The organism is Bifidobacterium sp. LH_743 (assembly GCF_056355775.1).
The window spans coordinates 702,437-722,344 of sequence record NZ_JBKESZ010000001.1; the positions used below are offsets into that span (position 1 = coordinate 702,437).

16 protein-coding genes and 4 tRNA genes are annotated in these 19,908 nt (G+C 60.4%); 15 read left to right on the forward strand and 5 right to left on the reverse strand.

Annotated elements, in window-relative coordinates; translation table 11 throughout:
* Positions 1–20: 20 nt before the first annotated feature.
* The 4 genes from dnaG to AC1ATL_RS02990 all read left to right on the forward strand — a co-directional run bounded on the left by dnaG (position 21) and on the right by AC1ATL_RS02990 (position 5,942).
* Positions 21–2,108 carry a DNA primase gene (gene dnaG, locus AC1ATL_RS02975; RefSeq protein WP_476568300.1) on the forward strand — a complete coding sequence of 696 codons (2,088 nt, stop codon included), beginning with the start codon at positions 21–23 and terminating at the stop codon, positions 2,106–2,108.
* 328 nt (positions 2,109–2,436) lie between these two features.
* Positions 2,437–3,630 carry an SLC13 family permease gene (locus AC1ATL_RS02980; protein WP_476568302.1) on the forward strand — a complete coding sequence of 398 codons (1,194 nt, stop codon included), beginning with the start codon at positions 2,437–2,439 and terminating at the stop codon, positions 3,628–3,630.
* A gap of 167 nt (positions 3,631–3,797) precedes the next feature.
* Positions 3,798–3,874 (forward strand) — tRNA-Arg (locus AC1ATL_RS02985).
* Between the two features lie 73 nt (positions 3,875–3,947).
* A complete protein-coding gene (locus AC1ATL_RS02990) occupies positions 3,948–5,942 on the forward strand; it encodes a GTP-binding protein (RefSeq protein ID WP_476568304.1) in 1,995 nt (664 codons plus the stop codon).
* Positions 5,943–6,142: 200 nt separating this feature from the next.
* Here the strand turns inward: AC1ATL_RS02990 and AC1ATL_RS02995 are convergent.
* The 4 genes from AC1ATL_RS02995 to AC1ATL_RS03010 all read right to left on the reverse strand — a co-directional run bounded on the left by AC1ATL_RS02995 (position 6,143) and on the right by AC1ATL_RS03010 (position 7,115).
* Positions 6,143–6,218, reverse strand: a tRNA-Gly gene (locus AC1ATL_RS02995).
* 33 nt (positions 6,219–6,251) lie between these two features.
* Positions 6,252–6,324: transfer RNA gene (locus AC1ATL_RS03000), tRNA-Val, on the reverse strand.
* 45 nt (positions 6,325–6,369) lie between these two features.
* Positions 6,370–6,441 (reverse strand) — tRNA-Val (locus AC1ATL_RS03005).
* An 86-nt stretch (positions 6,442–6,527) separates the two neighbouring features.
* On the reverse strand, positions 6,528–7,115 hold the full coding sequence (locus AC1ATL_RS03010; RefSeq protein WP_476568306.1) for a GNAT family N-acetyltransferase: 588 nt from the start codon (positions 7,113–7,115) through the stop codon (positions 6,528–6,530).
* A gap of 264 nt (positions 7,116–7,379) precedes the next feature.
* Between AC1ATL_RS03010 and AC1ATL_RS03015 the strand changes: the two genes are divergently transcribed.
* The 11 genes from AC1ATL_RS03015 to AC1ATL_RS03065 all read left to right on the forward strand — a co-directional run bounded on the left by AC1ATL_RS03015 (position 7,380) and on the right by AC1ATL_RS03065 (position 18,756).
* Positions 7,380–8,036, forward strand: coding sequence for an amino acid ABC transporter permease (locus tag AC1ATL_RS03015; protein ID WP_476568369.1), 657 nt, complete (start codon positions 7,380–7,382; stop codon positions 8,034–8,036).
* A complete protein-coding gene (locus AC1ATL_RS03020) occupies positions 8,023–8,697 on the forward strand; it encodes an amino acid ABC transporter permease (protein WP_432624288.1) in 675 nt (224 codons plus the stop codon). Before AC1ATL_RS03015 ends, AC1ATL_RS03020 begins: the two co-directional genes overlap by 14 nt.
* Positions 8,690–9,553: an amino acid ABC transporter ATP-binding protein gene (locus tag AC1ATL_RS03025; protein ID WP_476568308.1), complete on the forward strand. Its 864-nt coding sequence runs from the start codon at positions 8,690–8,692 to the stop codon at positions 9,551–9,553. Before AC1ATL_RS03020 ends, AC1ATL_RS03025 begins: the two co-directional genes overlap by 8 nt.
* 44 nt (positions 9,554–9,597) lie before the next feature.
* A complete protein-coding gene (locus tag AC1ATL_RS03030; RefSeq protein ID WP_476568310.1) occupies positions 9,598–10,506 on the forward strand; it encodes a cysteine ABC transporter substrate-binding protein in 909 nt (302 codons plus the stop codon).
* A 258-nt stretch (positions 10,507–10,764) separates the two neighbouring features.
* On the forward strand, positions 10,765–11,769 hold the full coding sequence (locus AC1ATL_RS03035; protein WP_476568312.1) for a ketopantoate reductase family protein: 1,005 nt from the start codon (positions 10,765–10,767) through the stop codon (positions 11,767–11,769).
* A gap of 67 nt (positions 11,770–11,836) precedes the next feature.
* Positions 11,837–12,712, forward strand: a complete 876-nt coding sequence (locus tag AC1ATL_RS03040; protein ID WP_476568314.1) for a MetQ/NlpA family ABC transporter substrate-binding protein — start codon at positions 11,837–11,839, stop codon at positions 12,710–12,712.
* 97 nt (positions 12,713–12,809) lie between these two features.
* Positions 12,810–13,880, forward strand: a complete 1,071-nt coding sequence (locus AC1ATL_RS03045) for a methionine ABC transporter ATP-binding protein (protein WP_476568316.1) — start codon at positions 12,810–12,812, stop codon at positions 13,878–13,880.
* A 1-nt stretch (position 13,881) separates the two neighbouring features.
* Complete coding sequence (locus tag AC1ATL_RS03050; protein ID WP_432624293.1) at positions 13,882–14,541, forward strand: methionine ABC transporter permease; 660 nt, start codon at positions 13,882–13,884, stop codon at positions 14,539–14,541.
* 110 nt (positions 14,542–14,651) lie between these two features.
* Complete coding sequence (locus AC1ATL_RS03055) at positions 14,652–15,827, forward strand: pyridoxal phosphate-dependent aminotransferase (protein WP_476568318.1); 1,176 nt, start codon at positions 14,652–14,654, stop codon at positions 15,825–15,827.
* Positions 15,828–16,143: 316 nt separating this feature from the next.
* Positions 16,144–17,379: a trans-sulfuration enzyme family protein gene (locus AC1ATL_RS03060; RefSeq protein WP_476568320.1), complete on the forward strand. Its 1,236-nt coding sequence runs from the start codon at positions 16,144–16,146 to the stop codon at positions 17,377–17,379.
* 66 nt (positions 17,380–17,445) lie between these two features.
* Positions 17,446–18,756, forward strand: coding sequence for an O-acetylhomoserine aminocarboxypropyltransferase/cysteine synthase family protein (locus AC1ATL_RS03065; RefSeq protein WP_476568322.1), 1,311 nt, complete (start codon positions 17,446–17,448; stop codon positions 18,754–18,756).
* A gap of 361 nt (positions 18,757–19,117) precedes the next feature.
* Here the strand turns inward: AC1ATL_RS03065 and AC1ATL_RS03070 are convergent.
* Positions 19,118–19,908: IS3 family transposase (locus AC1ATL_RS03070; protein ID WP_476568324.1), on the reverse strand; the 791-nt coding region annotated here is incomplete at its 5' end.

Here is a 19,908-nt window from a genome sequence, read left to right on the forward strand (position 1 = left end):
GGGCTGGTAGGCTGGAGCGTATGCCGGGAATGATCAAGAAGGAAGACATAGAAAAGGTCCGCGTCGCCGCCGACCTGTACGATATCGTATCCGCGTCCGTCACGCTCAAGCCCTCCGGAACCGGCACGTACGTGGGACTGTGTCCCTTCCATGACGAGAAGACGCCGAGTTTCTCCGTGCGCCCCGCGCTCGGCGTGTGGCATTGCTTCGGCTGCGGACTTGGTGGCGACGTGTTCGGCTATGTCGAACATCAGGAGAACATCGATTTCCGAGATGCGGTGGAGCTGCTCGCCGACAAATACCATATCGAGCTGCACTACGACAAGGCCGACAACACCCCCGCGCACACCGGATCAAAGCGCGCGCGCCTGCTCGAGGCCAATGAGGCGGCTCAGGAGTTCTTCGTTTCCCAGTTGATGACCAAGGAGGCGCTCGCCGCCCGCAAACTGCTGGATGGGCGCAATTTCAGCCAGGCCGACTGCCAACGTTTCGGTTGCGGATATGCGCCCCAGGGGTGGGACAACCTCATCCGGTACCTTGCGGGCAAAGGATTCACGCAGCAGGAGATGCTTGACGCCGGTCTCGCGCGGCGGGGCCAGCATGGTGTCTACGATTATTTCCGCGGCCGTGTGACATGGCCGATACGCGACTCCACCGGACGCACGCTTGGTTTCGGCGCGCGCAAACTGTATGAGGACGACGCGATCAACGCGAAATACATCAACACGCCCGACACGCAGCTGTATCGCAAGACCCAAGTGCTGTACGGCATCGATTTGGCCAAATCGGCGATCGTGAAGAAGCGTCAGGCGGTGATCGTCGAAGGCTATACCGATGTGATGGCCATGCATCTGGCCGGCATCGACACGGCGGTCGCCACGTGCGGCACGGCGTTCGGCGCGGAGCACGCGAAGATTATCCGCCGTTTGATTGCGGACGATTCGTTGGGCGCCGTGCAGCTGGTCGGTCCGTTGAAGGTGGATGGGCAGGCGCTGAGCTCGCGCGTCGTGTTCACATTCGATGGCGACGCTGCCGGTCAGAAGGCCGCGATTCATGCGTTCGGCTTGGATGCGGCGTTCTCCACGCAGGCCTTCGTCGCGGTTGCCGAGGACAATCTCGATCCCTGCGATCTGCGCATCAAGCGTGGCAACGAGGCGGTGCGCGCGCTGATCGCCAACGCGCGCCCGTTGTACGATTTCGTGATCGATTCCGCGATCGACCGTTTCGACACCACGTACGCGACCGGGCAGATGGGCGCGGTCAAGGCCGTCGCTCCGTTGATCGCGCAGATTCGCGACCGTTCGCTGCTTGACCTTTACTCCCGCAAGGCGGTGCGTCGTATCGGCGTTGACTTGGACATCATGCAGCGGGAGGTGTCGTTCCAACGACGCAAGCTCAACGTGCGCGACGAGGACGCGTACGCGTCGAAACGTCGTTTCCCCGGCAACACGAGGCAATCGGCGGAACCTTCGTACGCGGACCGTGGCGCGAACCCGTATGCGAATCCCGCCGCGCGCAAGGCCTTGGAGCATCGCGACGCGGTCGAGCAGACCTACTATCGCATCGACGACGCCGTGTTCATCTGTGAGCAGCAGTTCATGGCCACGTTGATCCAAGTGCCGTTGGCCGTCGATCCGACGATGTTCGCCAGCCTGACCCTGTCGAGTTTCATGACGCCGGTGTTCCGCACGTTGTTCCAAGCGGTCGCCGCGGCGGGCGGATTGCCGGCGCCGGACGTGCCGCAGGGACTGTGGATGCACAATCTGACGAAGGCGGGCGGTCCGATGCTCGAATCCGTCATCAACGAACTGGCCGTCATGCCGTTGCCATTGCCTCCGAGCGAGGCGGATGCCAGCCGTGACACAAACGAATCACAGGAACAGTCCGCGCAACTGCGCAGGCCAACGGATGACGAACGTCGCTACGCCTCCGAGCTGATCGTACGATTGCTCGACACCGGCATCATGCGCAAGATCGGCGCGTCGCAACGTCGTATGGCGCAACTGCCGGACGGCGCCGAGAAGATCGAGCTGCTCGGTCAGATCACCAAACTGGAAATGCTGCGCAAGGATCTGCAGTCTCGCGTCTTCGGTAATAACGTGGCCTGAATGTTTGAGATAGGGCGATATAGGGCGGAAAAGATCTGTGCTGCCGGTGAATTCGTTGCGAACGGACGGCGAATTTTGGATGAATCCTTCATGACCGAAAAAGGGAATTGTGAAGATTTTCACCGTCCAAAATGAATTTTGCCGGTTTGCAATGGCATGCGGCAGTAAGCAAGAGCGGCTGAAAATCGTTGGAATGGTCGGAAAAGCAGCACGCCGAGGACCTGTGCTAGGCGCACTTTTGGGTAAAGTGGTCTAGGCGTTTGCATGAAAATCGCTTGGATTTGCAAGGTGTGCAAGGCGATTGCAAACGGGATTGACGGAGGAATGCATGCGGCGATTGGTCGTCAAGGTCCTGAAGAACGAGACCATTCTCGTAGTCGCTACAATACTTGCACTGATTTCATGTTTCATCGTGCCGCCGGATAAGGAGTACGCCGGTTACATTCACGCCAGCACCATTTCGCAGCTGGTCTGCCTGATGCTGGTGGTATGCGGATTCCAGCGTATCGGCGTGTTCCGCATCATCGGTTCGCGGTTGCTGCATCATGTCAAGACCGCGCGTGGTCTGGTGCTCACGTTGATCGCGCTGCCGTTCTTCTCCGGCATGCTCATCACCAATGATGTGGCTCTGGTCACGTTCGTGCCGTTCGCGATTGCCGTGCTCACGATGGCGCATATGGAGGAGCATGCGGTGCTGGTCGGCACGCTGATGACGGTCGCCGCGAACGTCGGCAGCATGCTCACCCCGATCGGCAACGCGCACAACCTGTATCTGAAGGCGCTGACAGGCATGCCGGCCACGGAGATGATCGGCATCATGGCGCCGTATTCCTTCGCGGCCGCGGTGCTGCTGGTGATCATCACATGCGTCGTGTTCGGCGGCAAACCGGTTTCCGAATTCTCCGCGATCGACGGCTCCGGCATCGAGCAGAACGTGCTCGCCCCGCATTCCGACCAGCCGCAGCCCGATGAGATTCGCGTGACCGGCTATGGCGCCGGCTACGGCGGCTGGCGCACCATCGTGTACCTTGCGCTGTTCGTGGTCTGCTTGTTGGCCGTGAACGATTTCATTCCGCTGTGGGTGATGTGCGTCATCGTGTTCGTGGCGTTCCTGCTGTGCGACCGCCGCGTGTTCCGCAACGTCGACTGGGGTCTGCCACTCACGTTCTGCATGTTCTTCATCTTCATCGGCAACATGAAGCGCGTGCCGGAATTCTACGAATTGGCCGCTTCCCTGGTCGGGGCGCATCCGCTGGAGGTCTCCGTGGTGTCCAGCCAGTTCATCTCCAACGTGCCGACCACGCTGCTGCTGTCCGGCTTCTGTGACCAGTGGCGCGAACTGATCATCGGCACCAATCTTGGCGGTCTGGGCACGCTGATCGCATCCATGGCATCGTTGATCGGCTATAAGAACGTGACGCGCGCGTATCCGGACAAGAAAGGCCGCTATCTGGCCGTCTACACCGCGGTGAACGTCCTGTTCCTCATCGTGCTCGTCGGCCTGAGCTGGATCATCGAATAAAGCCCAGTCCTTTCGGCCAAACCGACGCCTAGCGCCCTCTCACCGTCGGTTTGGTGGAATGGATGCCGCGAAACCGACTGTGAGAGGGTTGTAAGCGTCGGTTTGGTGGAATGGATGCCGTGTCGAGTTGGCAACCATGCATGAACTGACTATACTTAATCTGGTTTGGCCCTGTAGCTCAGCTGGATAGAGCATGTGACTTCTAATCTCAAGGTCGCCGGTTCGAGCCCGGCCGGGGTCACCATCTCAAGCCCTCGTACCATGTTCGCATGGCACGAGGGCTTTCCTGTCCATCGGTCGGCAAGATAGGGGAGACCATGAAGCGAATCGTCGCGGGCATTCTGGCGCATGTGGACGCGGGCAAGACCACGTTGTCGGAGGCCCTGCTCTACAGCACGGGCCAGGTGCGCAGACTCGGTCGTGTCGACCATGGTGACGCCTTCCTCGACACGGATGCCATGGAACGGCAGCGCGGCATCACCATCTTCGCCGAACCGGCGGTCATCGCCACGCCCGACCTCACCATCACCCTGCTCGACACTCCCGGCCACGTCGACTTCTCCGCCGAAACGGAACGTACGCTCGCCGTGCTCGACTATGCCATCCTCGTCATTTCCGGCGCGGACGGCATCCAAGGCCATACCGAAACGCTGTGGCGGCTGCTTGGCCGGTATCAGGTGCCCACATTCGTCTTCGTCAACAAAATGGACGCGCCCGGCGCCGACAAATCACAATTGCTTGCCCAACTCGGGAAGCGTTTCTCCGACGGCTGCATCGATTTCACCGATCCCGATGCCCATATGGAGGACATCGCCATGCAGGATGAGACCGCCATGGACGCGTATCTCGGCACCGGAACCGTGCCGGATGAGACCATCCGCGCCATGATCGCCGATCGTAGGCTGTTCCCATGCTATTTCGGCTCCGCATTGAAAATGGACGGCATCGAAGGGTTCATCGCCGGCTTCGAACGTTTCACACAGGAACCGCGGTATGCCGGCGATTTCGGCGCGCGCGTATACAAGGTTTCGCACGACGCGCAAGGCAACCGTCTGACTTGGCTCAAGGTGACCGGCGGCGAGCTGAAGGCCAAGATGATGCTGAGCGGCACGGCGGGTTCCGCCGGCGATTCCACGGCATCGGCAACCGACGACGACGGACGGTGGCATGAAAAGGCCGACCAGGTGCGTGTCTACTCCGGTGCGAAATCCACCACGGTCGACACGGTTCCAGCGGGCGCCATATGCGCTGTGACGGGGCCTACGCGGACATTTCCCGGGGAGGGCCTCGGCAAGGAGCGGGACGCCGGCAGTCCGGTGCTGCAGCCGGTGCTTACGTACACGTTGGAACCGGGGGAGTGCGATATCCACAAATGCCTCGTCGCCCTGCGCGAATTGGAGGATGAGGATCCGCTCCTGCATGTCGTCTGGCAGCCGCGCCTCGAGGAGGTGCATCTGCAGTTGATGGGCGCCGTGCAGCTGGAGATTATCCAGCAGATCATGCACGACCGTTTCGGTTTGGACGTCACGTTCGGTCCCGGCGGCATCCTGTACAAGGAGACGATCGCCGCACCGGTCGAAGGCGTCGGCCATTTCGAACCGTTGCGCCACTATGCGGAGGCGCACGTGCTGCTGGAGCCGCTGCCGCAGGGCTCCGGCATGGAATATGCGACCGTATGCAGCGAGGACGTGCTCGACCGTAACTGGCAACGCCTCATCATGCAGCATTTCAAGGAACGCGAGCATCTGGGCGTGCTCACCGGATCGCCGATCACGGATATGAGGATCACCTTGCTGACGGGCCGCGCGCATCTGAAGCATACGGAAGGCGGCGATTTCCGCCAGGCCACCTACCGCGCGATACGCCAGGGCCTGATGGAGGCGAAGAGGAAGGGCGATTGCCGTCTGCTTGAACCATGGTACGGCTTCCGTCTGGAAGTGCCGCAGGACATGGTCGGGCACGCGATGGCCGACATCCAGCGCATGTCCGGCACGTTCGACCCGCCCGTCGGAGACGGCGAATACATGGTGCTGGACGGCGTCGCGCCGGTGAGCGAGATGCGCGATTATGCGATGGACGTGAACGCGTACACGCATGGACGCGGCCACCTGAGTTGCGTGTTCGCCGGCTACCGGCCCTGCCACAACGCCGACGAGGTGATCGGGAGTACGGCCTACGATCCGGAATCCGATTTGGAGAACACGCCCGATTCGGTCTTCTGCGCGCACGGGGCCGGATATCCGGTCAAATGGTACAAGGTGCCGGAATTCATGCACCTGGACTACGCGTGGAGCGGCATGGGGAAGCAGTGACCGTACGGAAGCATGGGAATGTGCCGGGTGGCGTTTTGCCGAATCCGTTGACATGGTTTTGATGACATGGTTGGTTTGGTGACGGATGGCAGGGCCGCCGTCGGACCAACTCAACGGCGATGAAGGCGATGAAAATGAAGACGATGAAGGCTGGCATCGCCGGATAAACGAAAACCCCACCGTAGTGGTGGGGTTCAGGATGGAGCGGACAACGGGACTCGGACCCGCGGTCTCAACCTTGGCAAGGTTGCGCTTTACCAACTAAGCTATGTCCGCAAAGGATTCCTGCCGTGAGAAGCAGGAAACCAGTGGGTGATATAGGAATCGAACCTATGACCCCTTCCGTGTGAAGGAAGTGCGCTAGCCGCTGCGCCAATCACCCGTGGGATGTCTCCGCCGGTTTCCCGGCTTTGTCATCCGCTTCGCGTGGGCGATACAAGATTCGAACTTGTGACCCCTTCCGTGTCAGGGAAGTGCGCTACCTCTGCGCCAACCGCCCGAAGCGAGTGCTAACTTACGTGGATTTTCGGCGGAATGCAAATCGTCGGCGTGTCGCGGTGCTTCGAGGAATTCACCCGTCGCTCGTCAGACGGCGGGCTCCACCTGCGGAAACTCCAAGGTCTTCGCGTCGTGATCGGCCTCGCCGTCATGTGCCAGCGCAAGCCGCATCTGGTGCCAGACCACATTGCCATGCGTCGAATCGGACAGGCCTTCATCCACGAATCCCAAACGCGCGTAAAAACCGACCAGACGTTCCTTGCAGGTGAGCACCAGACCTTTTCGCCCGGCCTTCGCGGCGTCGAGAATCACTTGGCGCAGCAGGTGGCTGGCGCATCCGCGGTGCTGGTAGACGGGGGCCACATCCACGCCGAAGATCATCTGCCAATCGCCATGCTCGTCATGCATGTCGGCGTTGTCGTACATGCCATCGGCCAGATCCGGCTCGTTCGTGGCCATGCCATCGACGAAGCCAACCAAAGTGCCGTCCGCAACGTTCGCGGGGAATGGGGTGTCGTCGTCATCGGTGTTGATCAAAAGCCAGAAATGATCCGGATATGTGGCTACGCGTGCGGTGAGGCTCTCGTTGCTCGCGGCCTCCGCGGGTGGGAAGCATGCGGCCTCCACGGCCTCGATCGCGTCCAAATCCTCCATCGTTGCATGTCGAATGAGCATGTGCATACTTTCTCGCAAGGTATACCCAATCTTCACATTCCGATATGAGCTGAAGGCGCAATCCGTCGTTATGCCATACTGTAGGGGCATCATGGAAGGCTCGTGGGACTTCGGTTCCATGACTACCTTATGGAAGCCTATATGAAAAATCGATAGCGGACGCGGCCTGTTGGTATCGGATAAGGCGCTACCATGGGCCTCGTTCTTCGAAACAAATACGAACAAATACGAAAAGGACCGTTGAGGAGAGAGGGGGAGGCGCGCGTGTTCGATTGGACGTTCGTCTCGCACTACGCGCCGTTTTTCGTCGGCGGTGCCGAAATGACGCTGTTCATTTCGGTTTTCGGCATCATTCTGGCGATTGCGGTCGGCTTGGTCTGCGCCGGCATCGAGATCGCGCGCATTCCCGTTTTGCGGCAGATCGCACGCGTCTACATCGAGCTGAGCCGTAACACGCCGTTGTTGGTGCAGCTGTATTTCCTGTATTTCGGTCTGCCGAAACTGGGCCTCGCATGGTCCTCCGAAACGTGCGCCATCGTCGGTCTCGGCTTCCTCGGCGGCTCTTACATGGCCGAGGCGATGCGTGGCGGCCTTGAGACCATTCCCGAGGTGCAGCGCGAATCCGCGTATGTGCTGGGACTGAGCAAATGGCAGACGCTGAGCCGTGTGGTGATTCCACAGGCCATCAGTACGTCCATTCCGGGCATCGTGGCCAACGTGATCTTCCTCATCAAGGAATCGTCCGTGGTGTCCGCCATCGCGCTCGCCGATGTGATGTACATGGCCAAGGACCTGATCGGCATGTATTACGACACCTACGAGTCGCTGTTCCTGCTGATCGTCGCGTATTTGGTGATTCTGCTGCCGATCTCGCTGTTCGGCACCTGGCTGGAACGGAGGTTCGACTATGAGCGGCGCTGAGATTCTGCTCGAGCCGGGCGTGATTCCGCGCCTGTTGCAGGGACTGTGGGTCACGGTGTGGATCGCCGGCGTGTCCGTGGCGCTTTCCGTGCCCGTCGGCCTGGTCGTCGGCTGGCTGATGACGATGAGGAATCCCGTCGTTCGGCTGTTGACCAGGATCTATCTGGACTTCATCCGCATCATGCCGCAGCTGGCGCTGCTGTTCATCGCGTTCTACGGTTTCGCGCAGGCATGGAACTGGAATATGGATGCGACCGGCGCGTGCGTCTTCGTCTTCGTGTTGTGGGGCGGCGCCGAATTGGGTGATCTGGTGCGTGGCGCGCTCGAATCGATTCCGAAGGCGCAGTACGAATCGTCGTATGTCTTGGGATTGAGCGGCTGGCAGACGTTCACGAAAGTGATTCTGCCGCAGGCGCTGCGCAGGCTTCTGCCGGCTTCGGTGAACCTCGCCACGCGTATCGTGAAGACTACGTCGCTGGCCGCGCTGCTTGGCGTGGTGGAGGTCATCAAGGTGGGCCAGCAGATCATCGACGCGAATCGATTCCAATATCCGACGGGTACCCTGTGGATCTACGGGGCTATTTTCTTCATGTACTTCATCGTGTGCTGGCCGCTGTCCATCGTGGCCCGCAGGTTGGAAAAGAGGTGGAAGCATGACTGAGCGGACTGAGCAGGCCGCGCGGACGAGTCTTGAGATCAGGCATCTGGTCAAAAAATACGCCAATGCGGACAAGCCGGTGCTTGACGACATCTCCTTCGACGTGCCCCACGGCAAGGTGTTCGTCATCGTCGGACCGTCCGGCTCCGGCAAATCGACCCTGCTGCGCACCATCGCAGGGCTTGAGCCGATCCAGGGCGGCACCATCGCGCTGAACGGCGAGGTCATCGAAACCGGCAAGCCCGGAACGGAATCGGCCGGACGTAGCAAGCGAAGCAGCGAGTTGCGCACGCGCGTCGGCATGGTGTTCCAGAGCTATGACCTGTTCCCCAACAGAACCGTGCTCGGCAACATCACGCTCGCGCCGACGCTGGTGCAGAAGCGGGACAAGGTGGAAGTCGAGAAGGAGGCCATCGCCTTGTTGGAACGCGTCGGACTCGCCGACCGCAAGGATTCCTGGCCGCATGAGCTGTCCGGCGGCCAGCGCCAGCGCGTGGCCATCTGCCGTGCGCTGATCCTGCATCCGGAGGTGCTGCTGTTCGACGAGGTCACCGCCGCTCTCGATCCGGAAATGGTGCGCGAGGTGCTCGACGTGATGCTGGAACTCGCCGACTCCGGCCAGACCATGCTCATCGTCACCCATGAGATGCAGTTCGCACGGGCCATCGCCGACCAGGTGATCATGTTGGAGGATGGCGGCATCGTGGAGCAGTCCGACGACGCCGAGGCGTTCTTCTCCAATCCGAAGACCGACCGTGCCAAGCGGTTCCTGAGCACCTTCGAATTCGACCGGCATCGTGGCCCATCCGTGGCGGCCGGAACGGCCGATTCCGCCAAATCCGACGGACTGGCCGGATAAACGCAAATCTTGAATGCAGTCATCCACCGAAGAGAGGAGAAACCATGACCGCATCAATCATCAATAGGACAATCAAGGGCATCGTGGCCGCATCGGCCGCGTTGATCATGGCCGCCTCCATGGCTGCCTGCGGCCCGTCCGCCGCCACGCCGAGCGAGGACGCCTCAGCTTCCGGAGCTTCCGGCAACAGCTCGTCCAAGGTGACCGCGCGCACCCTCGACGAAATCAAGAAATCCGGTGAGCTCAAGGTGGCGGTGTTCTCCGACAAGGCCCCGTTCGGCTACATCGACAAGAGCGGCAAGAACGCCGGCTACGACATCGTCTTCGCCGAGCGCCTCGCCAAGGATCTGGGCGTGAAGGTCAAGTACACCTCCGTCGATCCGGCCGCCCGCGTGGACGTGCTCACCTCCAACAAGGTGGACATCACCCTAGCCAACTTCACCGTGACCGATGAGCGCAAGGAGAAGGTCGACTTCGCCAAGCCGTACATGAAGGTCTCGCTCGGTGTCGTCTCCCCGGAGAACGCCGAGATCACCGACGTGAGCCAGCTCAAGGGCAAGACCCTGATCATCGCCAAGGGCACCACCGCCGAAAGCTACTTCGAGAAGAACCAGCCCGACGTGAAGCTGCAGAAGTACGACCAGTACGCCGACGCTTACAACGCGCTGCTCGACGGCCGCGGCGACGCCTTCTCCACCGACAACACTGAGGTGCTGGCCTGGGCCAAGTCCAACAAGGGCTTCAAGGTGGGCATCACCAAGCTCGGTGACGAGGACACCATCGCCCCCGCCGTGCAGAAGGGCAACAAGGAGCTGCTCAACTGGATCAACGACGAGATCGACAAGCTCGGCAAGGAGAACTTCTTCCACAAGGATTACGAGAAGACCTTGGAACCGGTGTACGGCAACGACGTCGATCCCGATGACATCGTGGTCGAGGGCGGCAAGCTCTGACCGCCGACTGACCGGCGATCCGACGGCACGTCCGCTCGTTGACGTCCGTCGGATTCTCTTTCCAAAGCCTTCCGTGGTTTGCTCCACGGAAGGCTTTTTCATGTCGTGATAACCGTATATAGAAAAGAATTATCGCGATTTGTGCCTTTCATAAGAAGAGCATATAGCCACGCCGACGTGGAAAGATATTTTTCCCGATATCTTGTGATTATCGCTTGAAAGAAGTAAGCGGAACACAAGGGAGAAGGAAGCACTGTTATGAAGTATGCGGTGATCGGTGCCGGCGGAATGGGCATCCAGTATGGCGTGCTGCTGCAGGAGTTCGCCCACAAGGACGTCGATTTCATCGATACCTGGAAACCGAACGTCGAGAAGATCCGCGAGCAGGGCGGCGCCTACGTCTCACAAGACGGCGAGGACCGCCATCTCGTACCGATCGACATCTACTATCCGGAGGAATACACCGGCCGGCCGGACGCGTGGATCGTGTTCGTGAAGCAGATGCAGCTCGACGGCGTGCTCAAGCGCTGCGCCCACCTGTTCAACGACAAGCAGGTTGTGTTCTCCGCGATGAACGGCTACGGGCACTTCGAAAAACTCAACGAATACTTCCCCAAGGATCACATCTACGGCGGCACCGCGTTGATCGGCGCCTATGTGTACGGTCCCGGCGATTTCAACTTCACCGGTGGCGCGCACGCCAAGGCCATGAACCTGTGCGCCTACGCGGACGAGCCGACCGACGAGGTGAAGGCTTCCGAACAGGAACTGTTCGACGATTTCACCGCGGCCACCCTGAACCCCACCATCGTGGACAACTTCATCGGCATGTGCATGGCCAAGATTGTGTTCAACTCCGTGCTCAACACGCTGTGCACGATGTACCAGATCCGATTCGGCGAATTCCACGCGCATCCCGACGCGCGCTGGCTCACCGAGCAGCTGGTGGACGAAGCTTACGGCGCGGCCGAGGCGGCAGGGTTCAAACTGCTCGGCACCCGAGAAAGCGAAGTGGAGACCATCCTGCACACCGCAGGCGTGGCGCATCCGCTGCACTACCCGTCCATGTACCAGGACCTGACCAAGGGACGGCCCACGGAAGTCGACTACATCAACGGATACATCGCCAGAATCGGCCGCGAACACGGCTACGTGTGTAAGCTGCATGAGTTCCTGACGCGCGAAGTGCACCTGGCCGAACATGCCTTCGCCATCCACCATCCCGACATCGTCGCGCAGGCTAAGGCCGACGCGGGCGAGTGACCGTACGGGAACCGGAAAACAAAAAACTTAAAACGAAACACAGCACAACAAGAGAAGGAAAACAACCATGACCATCGCCATCCTCAAGAAGCCGAACGGCATCAAACGCGTCCTCGCGGCCGTGCTCGCCGCCACCACGCTCGTCTCCGTGGCCGCTTGCGGATCCAACAACGATTCCGCATCCAAGGAAAGCCTGAACACCACGAAGGGCAAGACCACTGAGATCACCGTCGGCGTGTGCCCCGGACCTTACGGAGACATGGTCGAAAAGGTCATCGCGCCGCTGCTGAAGGACGATGGCTTCGACGTGAAGACCAAGGTGTTCAACGACTACGTCCAGCCCAACAAGGCCCTCGCCTCCGGCTCCATCCAGGCGAACCTGTTCCAGCATGGCAACTATCTGAAGAAGTTCACCGCCGACAACCACCTCGACCTGACCTCCATCGGACAGACCCCGACCCTGGGCCTGGGCATCTACTCCAAGAAGTACAAGTCCATCAAGGACATCAAGGACGGCTCCACCGTCTCCATCGCGAACGACGGCTCCAACCTGGCGCGTTCGCTCGGCGTGCTCCAGCAGCAGGGTTTGGTGAAGCTCAAGGGCGAGGTCGACGCCACCAAGGCCACGGTCAACGACATCGCGTCCAACCCGAAGAACCTCAAGATCAAGACGATCGACGCGGCCCAGCTGGCCCGCTCCTTGGACACCGTCGACGTGGCTCTCGTGCCGGGCAACTACTCCTGGGCCGCCAAGCTCGATCCGAGCTCCGCGCTCGCCCTGGAAAAGCAGGATGACGGCGTGATCGAGGTGTTCGTGGTCCGCACCCAGGACGTCGATTCCGATTTCGCCAAGGCGGCCAAGAAGCTGCTGACCAGCCAGAAGTTCAAGGACGCCATCGCCAAGAGCGAGTTCAAGGACTTCGGCAAGCCGAAGACTTGGTGACCGACGCCCCACGGTGTCATACATCGGGCCTGCATGAGCCGTATAGGCCGCATGCGGGCCTTCGATTTGGACAACGACCTAAACGAAACGAGGAAATATGAGCGTCATCGAGCTGGACGACGTATCGGTAACCTTCCATGAGGGCAAGCGCACCGTCGAAGCGGTGAAGCATGTGAGCCTCAGCGTGGGAAAAGGCGAGATTTTCGGCATCGTCGGCTTCTCCGGAGCCGGCAAATCGACATTGGTGCGCACCATCAACCTTCTGGAGCGTCCGACCGGCGGCAAAGTGTTCGTCGACGGTGCCGACATCACCAGTCTGAAAGGCGTCGCGCTACGCGAGCTGCGCAAGAAGATCGGCTTCATCTTCCAGGGATTCAACCTGATCACCAACGTCACCGTCGGCAAGAACATCGAATTCGCGTTGAAGGCGGGTGGATATCCGAAGGCACAATGGGCCGACCGGATCCGCGAGCTGCTGAAGCTCGTCGGACTGGAGAACAAGATCGACAGCTATCCGTCCAGCCTGTCCGGAGGCCAGAAGCAGCGCGTGTCCATCGCACGCGCGCTCGCCAACAAGCCGGAGATTCTGCTGTGTGACGAGGCCACCAGCGCGTTGGACCTTGAAACCACGGAAGGCATTCTGGCCCTGCTGCAGCGCATCAACCGGGAGCTGGGCATCACCATCGTGTTCATCACGCACCAGCTGGACGTGGCCAAGCAGATCTTCGACCGCGTGGCCGTCATGGAAAACGGCGTGGTCGTGGAACAGGGCAACACCTTCGACGTGTTCAGCGCGCCGAAGCACCCCACCACCAAGGCGCTGGTGGAACGCTACCTCGGCATCCAGGTGCCGCCCCAGCTTGTTCCCTCGCTGCCGTCGGGCACCATCGTGGAACTGCGATACAAGGGCGACGCCGCCTTGGAGCCGCTCATCAGCCGCGTGGCGCAGGACTACGGCGTGAGTATCGACGTGCTCCACGCGAACGTCGAATATTTCGGCTCGCAGGCCATCGGCATTCTCATCGTGCTGGTCTCCGGCGCGAAGGAACGTCTGCCGCAGGCGCTGAACGAGCTGCGGACGCACGTGTTCAGCTACCGCGAGCTGGATCGTGCAAAACTGGCGGCGGCCGTCGAATCGTCCGAATCCGTCGAAAACAAGGAGGCGTGACATGAACGAAACCCTTGAAATCCTTCAACAGAACCTTGGCAAGGCTCTGCTCGACACGGCCTACATGGTGGTGGTCTCCGCCATCATCGGCGTGGTGCTCGGCACATTGGTGGCGTTGCTGCTGTATTTGACCGAAAACCGCCTGTTCACGCCGAATCGCGCGGTCAACGTCATCGTCGGCTTCATTGTTAACGCCATCCGCTCACTGCCGTTCCTGATCCTCATGGTCGTGCTCATCCCGGTAGCCCAGCTGCTGCTCGGCGACCCGTACACGCCGACGGGCGGTGTGATATCCCTGTCGATCGCCGCCGTCCCGTTCTTCGCCAGAATCGCGGAGAGCGCGTTCTCCGAAGTCGATTCCGGTCTGCTCGAAGCGGCCATCTCCACCGGCGCCACGACCAGACAGATCATCTTCGAGGCGATTTTCCCGCAGGCGCTGCCATCCTTCATCCGCGGCGTGGTGCTCACCATCATCTCGATGATCGGATATTCCGCGATGGTCGGCACCATCGGCGCCGGCGGTATCGGCGACATGGCCATCCAGTACGGCTACAACCGGTATGAGACCGGCGTGCTGGTGGCGATCGTGATCATCCTCATCGTCATCGTGCAGATCATCCAATGGATCGGCGATTTCATCGCACGCAAGGTGACGCACTGATTCGTCCGGCGTCGCTGTCATAACGTAAACCGACGGCGCGCGTGGGGCCGAAACTGTTCCCCTAAGTCGGCCATCGCGCGCGTCTTTCTTGCATAAGGCAGGTATTTCCCATGACTTCATATGTCTCTCCGGTCGCGTTCACCACCATCGCGCAATCGATTCCGCCGAACGTGTTCGCCGAAATGGATCGTAAGGTGGCGGCCGCGGTGGCAGGCGGCGCCGACGTGATCGACCTGGCGAAAGGCAATCCCGACGCGTTCCCGGCGGACTTCATCCGCGACGTGGCCAAGCGTGCCGTCGATGACCCCGCGAACGCGCGCTATTCGCCGTTCGACGGCAAACCGAGTTTCCTCCAGGCGGCCGAGCATTGGTATCGCGACACGTACGGCGTCGATCTGGATTGGAAGACGCAGCTGTTCGCCGTGGAAGGCGCCGTCGACGGCTTGGCGGCGTTGTTCGCCGTGCTCGTCTCGCCGGGCGATGCCGTGGCCTATGCGGACCCGTACTATCCCTCCTACCATTGCATGACGGTGATGAGCCGGGCGGAGGAGATTCTGCTGCCGTCGTTGCCGGAACGCGGCTTCCTGCCTGACTTGGACGCGGTTCCCGCGGACACTTGGGAGCGCGTGAAGGTGCTGGTGCTCAACTATCCGAACAATCCGACGGGCGCGCAGGCACCGCGCGAATTCCTGGAACGCGCCATCGAGCTTGCGCACGAACACCATTTCGCCATCGTGCAGGACTTCGCCTACGCCGGACTTGGCGTGCATGACCAGCAGATCAGCATTCTGTCGCTTCCCGGCGCATTCGATGTGACTGTGGAGGTGTGCTCACTGTCGAAGATGTATGCGATGGCCGGCTGGCGTGCCGGATTCATCGCCGGCAACGACGATATTGTGAGCCATGTGAAGCAGTACCACTACCAGATGGGCTCCATGATCACAGGCAATGTGCAGGACGCCGGCACCGCCGCGTTGGAATCCGACCAGAGCTGCGTGCGTGAACTGGCGGAACGCTATGCCGTTCGCCGTAAGATCGTGGCCGGAGGACTGCGCGACGCCGGACTGGACGTGTTCGATTCGGACGGCGGCATCTACGCATGGGTGCATGCGCCGGAGGGGACGACGGGTGAGCAATTCGCGGACCTGCTGCTGGAACGGGCGTCCGTGGCGGCTTTGCCCGGCACTTGCTTCGGCAAGGTCGGCGTGGATTACGTGCGGTTCAGCCTGCTCAAATCCGAGGACAAGCTGCGCGAAGCCGTAAGGCGTGTGGCCGCCGCGCTGTAAGGTGTGCGATTTTCCGGGAATGCCGTTTCAGGAATGCCGTTTTCCGCAAGGGGAGTGATATGCGTCCTCTTGCGGGGAGCGGCATTTTCATTTGTGACCTCGTCGTCTTGCGATTCCATGCTTCATTTCCGCTGTTTCCTCGATTTTCCGCCGATTGATAACCTTCCATAACTAAACGCTATGGCGATTCGTGCGTTCCATAAGCAACGTCGATAAGGCGTGGCGCGCGTCGGTGCGCGGAATGCGGTTAAGTAGGGAACCGGCGATCGCGTGAACGGCACGCGGCAACGAACCACAACCCGAGGGGGTGCGCACCATGACCAGATTCAATACTCAGCTCGTCCACGGACTGCCGGTCAACGACAACAATACCGGAGCCGTGAATCCGCCGATCTACAACTCGTCCACCTATGCTTTCGAATCGGTCGAGACCATGCCCCGTTGGGACTATGCGCGCAGCGGCAATCCGACCCGTGAGTTCCTGGAGAAGCAGATCGCGCAGCTCGAGCACGGCACCCGCGGTTTCGCCTTCGGTTCCGGACTCGCGGCCATCCACGCGGTTCTGTCGATTTTCCAACCAGGCGACCGCATCGTCGTCGGCAAGAACATCTATGGCGGCACCTATTCGCTGTTCCACGAATACTTCGAACGTTGGGGCGTCATCGTCGATGAAGTGGACACGGCCGATTACGAGGCGCTTGATGACGTGGTCTCCGGACGTTCCGTCAAGGGGAACGCGCATGGCTGTCCGGCCAAGGCCGTGTATTTCGAAGTGCTTACCAATCCGTTGCTGCAAGTCAACAGCGTGACGAGGATCTCCGAAATCGCCCACCGATACGGCGCGATCTCCATCGTCGACAACACGTTCGTCACCCCGTATCTGCAGCGTCCGCTCGATCAGGGCGCCGACATCGTCATCCATTCCGCCACCAAGTATCTGGCGGGCCATTCCGAAGTCAACGCCGGACTTGTGGTGGTCAAGGACGACGAGCTGGGCAAGCGGGTCTACTTCGCACAGAACCGTCTGGGCGGCGTGCTCGCGCCGAACGAATGCGATTCGGTGCGCCGTGGCATCCAGACGCTTGCGCTGCGCATGGACCGCCAGCAGGAGAACGCCCGCGCGATCTCCAGCTATCTGCTGCTGCATCCGCTGGTCAAGTCCGTGCACTATCCGGGACTGCCGGGACATGAATACGAGCTCGCTTCCAACGGGCTCAAGGGCGGTGGCGCCGTGCTGAGCTTCGAAGTGGTGCCGGGCGTCGACCCGGGCGACGTGCTCAACAACCTGCACATCTTCCGTCTGGCCGTATCCCTCGGCGCCGTCGAATCCCTTGCCGAACTGCCGTGCCGCATGACGCATTTCGAGCTGCCTCGTGAGGAACGTCTGAAGGTCGGCATCACCGATGAGCTGGTGCGTCTCGCCGTCGGCATCGAAGACAAGCAGGACCTCATCGAGGATCTGGGACAGGCGTTCGACATCGCATACGAGAACTATCTCAAGCGTCACGCCGGCGAGGACCTATTCGCGCTCGCGCAGCACGTATACGCCTGATTTTTACGGATCATCGGATTCCCAACGCGCTTTCGCGCCCAATAACGTTCAAGGAGCGGACATACTATGACCACGGCAACGGAGGACGGCTGTTTCGAGACCAAGGCCATTCACGCCGGATACGATCGTCAGGCGAACGCCGACGCGGTGAGCGTGCCGATCTACGCATCGGCGGCCTTCGATTTGGAGAACGCACAGCGTGGCGACGCGCTGGCCGGCGGCCGGCTGGACGGATTCGAATACTCCCGTGTGGCGAATCCCACCGTCGATGCGTTGGAACGGCGGCTTGCCGCATTGGAGGGCGGCGTCGGCGCGGTCGCATTGTCGTCCGGCATGGCCGCGGTCACTTATGCGCTGATGTGCGTTGGCGAAGGCGGCGGACGGATCATCGCCCCAGTGAACCTGTATGGCGCTTCCGTGGACGCGCTTGGCGATTTTCTGCCGAAATTCGGCATCCAGGGCGATTTCGTCAGCGACATCAACGATTTGGCCGCCGTTGAAGCGGCGATCGCCGACGACACGAAGGCGATATACGTCGAATCCGTGGCGAATCCCAGCACCGCCGTCGCCGACATCGAGGGGCTTGCGAGCTTGGCGCACCGGCACGGCATCCCATTGATCGTCGACAACACCGTGCCGACGCCGTACCTGCTGCGTCCCATCGAATTCGGCGCCGACATCGTGGTGCATTCGACCACCAAAGGCATCACCGGACATGGCAACGCGCTCGGCGGCGTGGTCGTGGATGCCGGACGGTTCGACTGGAGCAACGGCAAGTTCCCGGGGCTGACGGGCGAGGAACTGGTCATCAGCGACCAGCGTGCCGGCAAGTGGGAAAGCTTCGTCAGCCGTTTCGGTGATCAGGCGTTCATCAAGCGCATCCGCATCAAGTACCTGCGCACGTTCGGCGCGGTGCAGAGCCCGTTCAACGCATATCTGCAGTTGATTGGATTGGAGACGCTTGCCGTGCGTGAAAGACAGGAGGTGGCGTCGGCGCTGACCATCGCAGAGCATCTGAAGAATCTGCCGCATGTCACGTCGGTCAACTACGCGTCCCTGGACGGGCAGCCGACCTCCGATCTGGCGCGCAAGTACCTTCCGGAAGGCGTGGGCACCATCCTGTCGTTCACGGTGGAGGGTGACGAACGCAACGTGGAACGCATTCTGGATTCGACGAAGGTGTTCTCCTATGTGCCGAACATCGGCGATTCGCGTTCATTGATCGTCAATCCGACGAAGGTGACGCATCGTGAGGTGCCTGCCGACTATTACGACGCGGCCGGCGTCGGCGACAATCTCATCCGCCTGTCCATCGGCCTCGAAAACGTGGACGACCTCATCTCCGACCTCGACCAGGCGATAGCAGGGGCTTATTAAAAATAGTTATAAAACGATATTTAATTTTGTGAATAGGGCGCATAATCATGCGCCCTATTTCTTTTTCGTGTATGTATAAATACTTGTTATAAAGACGTGCGCTTATGTCTGATAAGTACCATGCCGTGTCGTGTTGATTCTTACTTTATTCTGTGAAATATCAACAGAAATAAGATGGCGCCATGTAAAGAAAGGGATTTTTATGTTGAATCTACAAATGATTTTGTTTTCAATTAATCGAATGCCTTCGGGCATGCGTCATGTGTTTAATCGAAGAAAAATATGTAGCTATAAACAATAGGTTTTAAAATGGGGGCTGGTGCCGTTTTGTTGGACTCGTCATTGATTCCATCACCACCAATCATGCCACAAGACCGAGCTCGCGTCGACGGTCCATGATGCTCATGCCGAACTCCGTCTTGATCCGCCTGTCCCGATACCAGACCATGTACTCGTCCAGCATGTTGATGAACCCGTCCATCGAGACGCCGGCGAAGCTGCGCTTGTGGAAGAACTCCTGCTTGAGACGGCCGAAGAACCCCTCCGCGGCCGCGTTGTCCGGACTGCATCCCTTCGCGCTCATCGAACGCGTCAGATCGTGTTCCTTGCAGATGCGGATCCATTCCGGCCACCGGTAGTGGCATCCACGGTCGGAATGGATGATTGGCTTCTCGCCGTCCTTGAGCGTGGAGCACGCGTCGGCGAGCATGCCGTTGGCCAACGCCGCGTTCGGGCTCGTTCCGATCGTCCACGCGACCGGAAGCCCGTCGTAGCAGTCGATCACGGGCGACAGGTACGCCTTGCCCGCGGGGATCGAGAACTCCGTGAGATCCGTGACCCACAGCATGTTCGGCCGCTCGGCGTGGAAATCCCTGTCCACCAGGTTCGCCGGGGCCTTGGTCAGCTCGCCCTTGTACGAGCTGTACCGCTTCGCGCTCTTGAACAGGGGCACCAGGCCGTTTCCGGTCATGAGCCTCATGATCCGTTTCGCCGACACCCTGACGCCCATGCCCTTCAGCTCCAGGTGGATCCGCTTGTACCCGTAGCGCCGCTCGCTGTTCTCGAACGCCTCGCGCACGAGCTCCAGGAGGGAAGCATCCTTGTCGGGACGTTTCATGGCGTTGAGCTGGTAATGGTAGGTGCTGCGCGCGA

Excerpts from the sequence above, each read along its gene's own strand:
- AC1ATL_RS03020 (WP_432624288.1), top strand. The coding sequence starts at position 8,023 with ATGAGCGGCGCTGAGATTCTGCTCGAGCCGGGCGTGATTCCGCGCCTG.
- dnaG (WP_476568300.1), top strand. The coding sequence starts at position 21 with ATGCCGGGAATGATCAAGAAGGAAGACATAGAAAAGGTCCGCGTCGCC.
- AC1ATL_RS03060 (WP_476568320.1), top strand. The coding sequence starts at position 16,144 with ATGACCAGATTCAATACTCAGCTCGTCCACGGACTGCCGGTCAACGAC.
- AC1ATL_RS03010 (WP_476568306.1), bottom strand. The coding sequence starts at position 7,115 with ATGCTCATTCGACATGCAACGATGGAGGATTTGGACGCGATCGAGGCC.
- AC1ATL_RS03040 (WP_476568314.1), top strand. The coding sequence starts at position 11,837 with ATGACCATCGCCATCCTCAAGAAGCCGAACGGCATCAAACGCGTCCTC.
- AC1ATL_RS03045 (WP_476568316.1), top strand. The coding sequence starts at position 12,810 with ATGAGCGTCATCGAGCTGGACGACGTATCGGTAACCTTCCATGAGGGC.
- AC1ATL_RS03050 (WP_432624293.1), top strand. The coding sequence starts at position 13,882 with ATGAACGAAACCCTTGAAATCCTTCAACAGAACCTTGGCAAGGCTCTG.
- AC1ATL_RS03030 (WP_476568310.1), top strand. The coding sequence starts at position 9,598 with ATGACCGCATCAATCATCAATAGGACAATCAAGGGCATCGTGGCCGCA.
- AC1ATL_RS03025 (WP_476568308.1), top strand. The coding sequence starts at position 8,690 with ATGACTGAGCGGACTGAGCAGGCCGCGCGGACGAGTCTTGAGATCAGG.
- AC1ATL_RS02980 (WP_476568302.1), top strand. The coding sequence starts at position 2,437 with ATGCGGCGATTGGTCGTCAAGGTCCTGAAGAACGAGACCATTCTCGTA.
- AC1ATL_RS03035 (WP_476568312.1), top strand. The coding sequence starts at position 10,765 with ATGAAGTATGCGGTGATCGGTGCCGGCGGAATGGGCATCCAGTATGGC.
- AC1ATL_RS03055 (WP_476568318.1), top strand. The coding sequence starts at position 14,652 with ATGACTTCATATGTCTCTCCGGTCGCGTTCACCACCATCGCGCAATCG.
- AC1ATL_RS03065 (WP_476568322.1), top strand. The coding sequence starts at position 17,446 with ATGACCACGGCAACGGAGGACGGCTGTTTCGAGACCAAGGCCATTCAC.
- AC1ATL_RS02990 (WP_476568304.1), top strand. The coding sequence starts at position 3,948 with ATGAAGCGAATCGTCGCGGGCATTCTGGCGCATGTGGACGCGGGCAAG.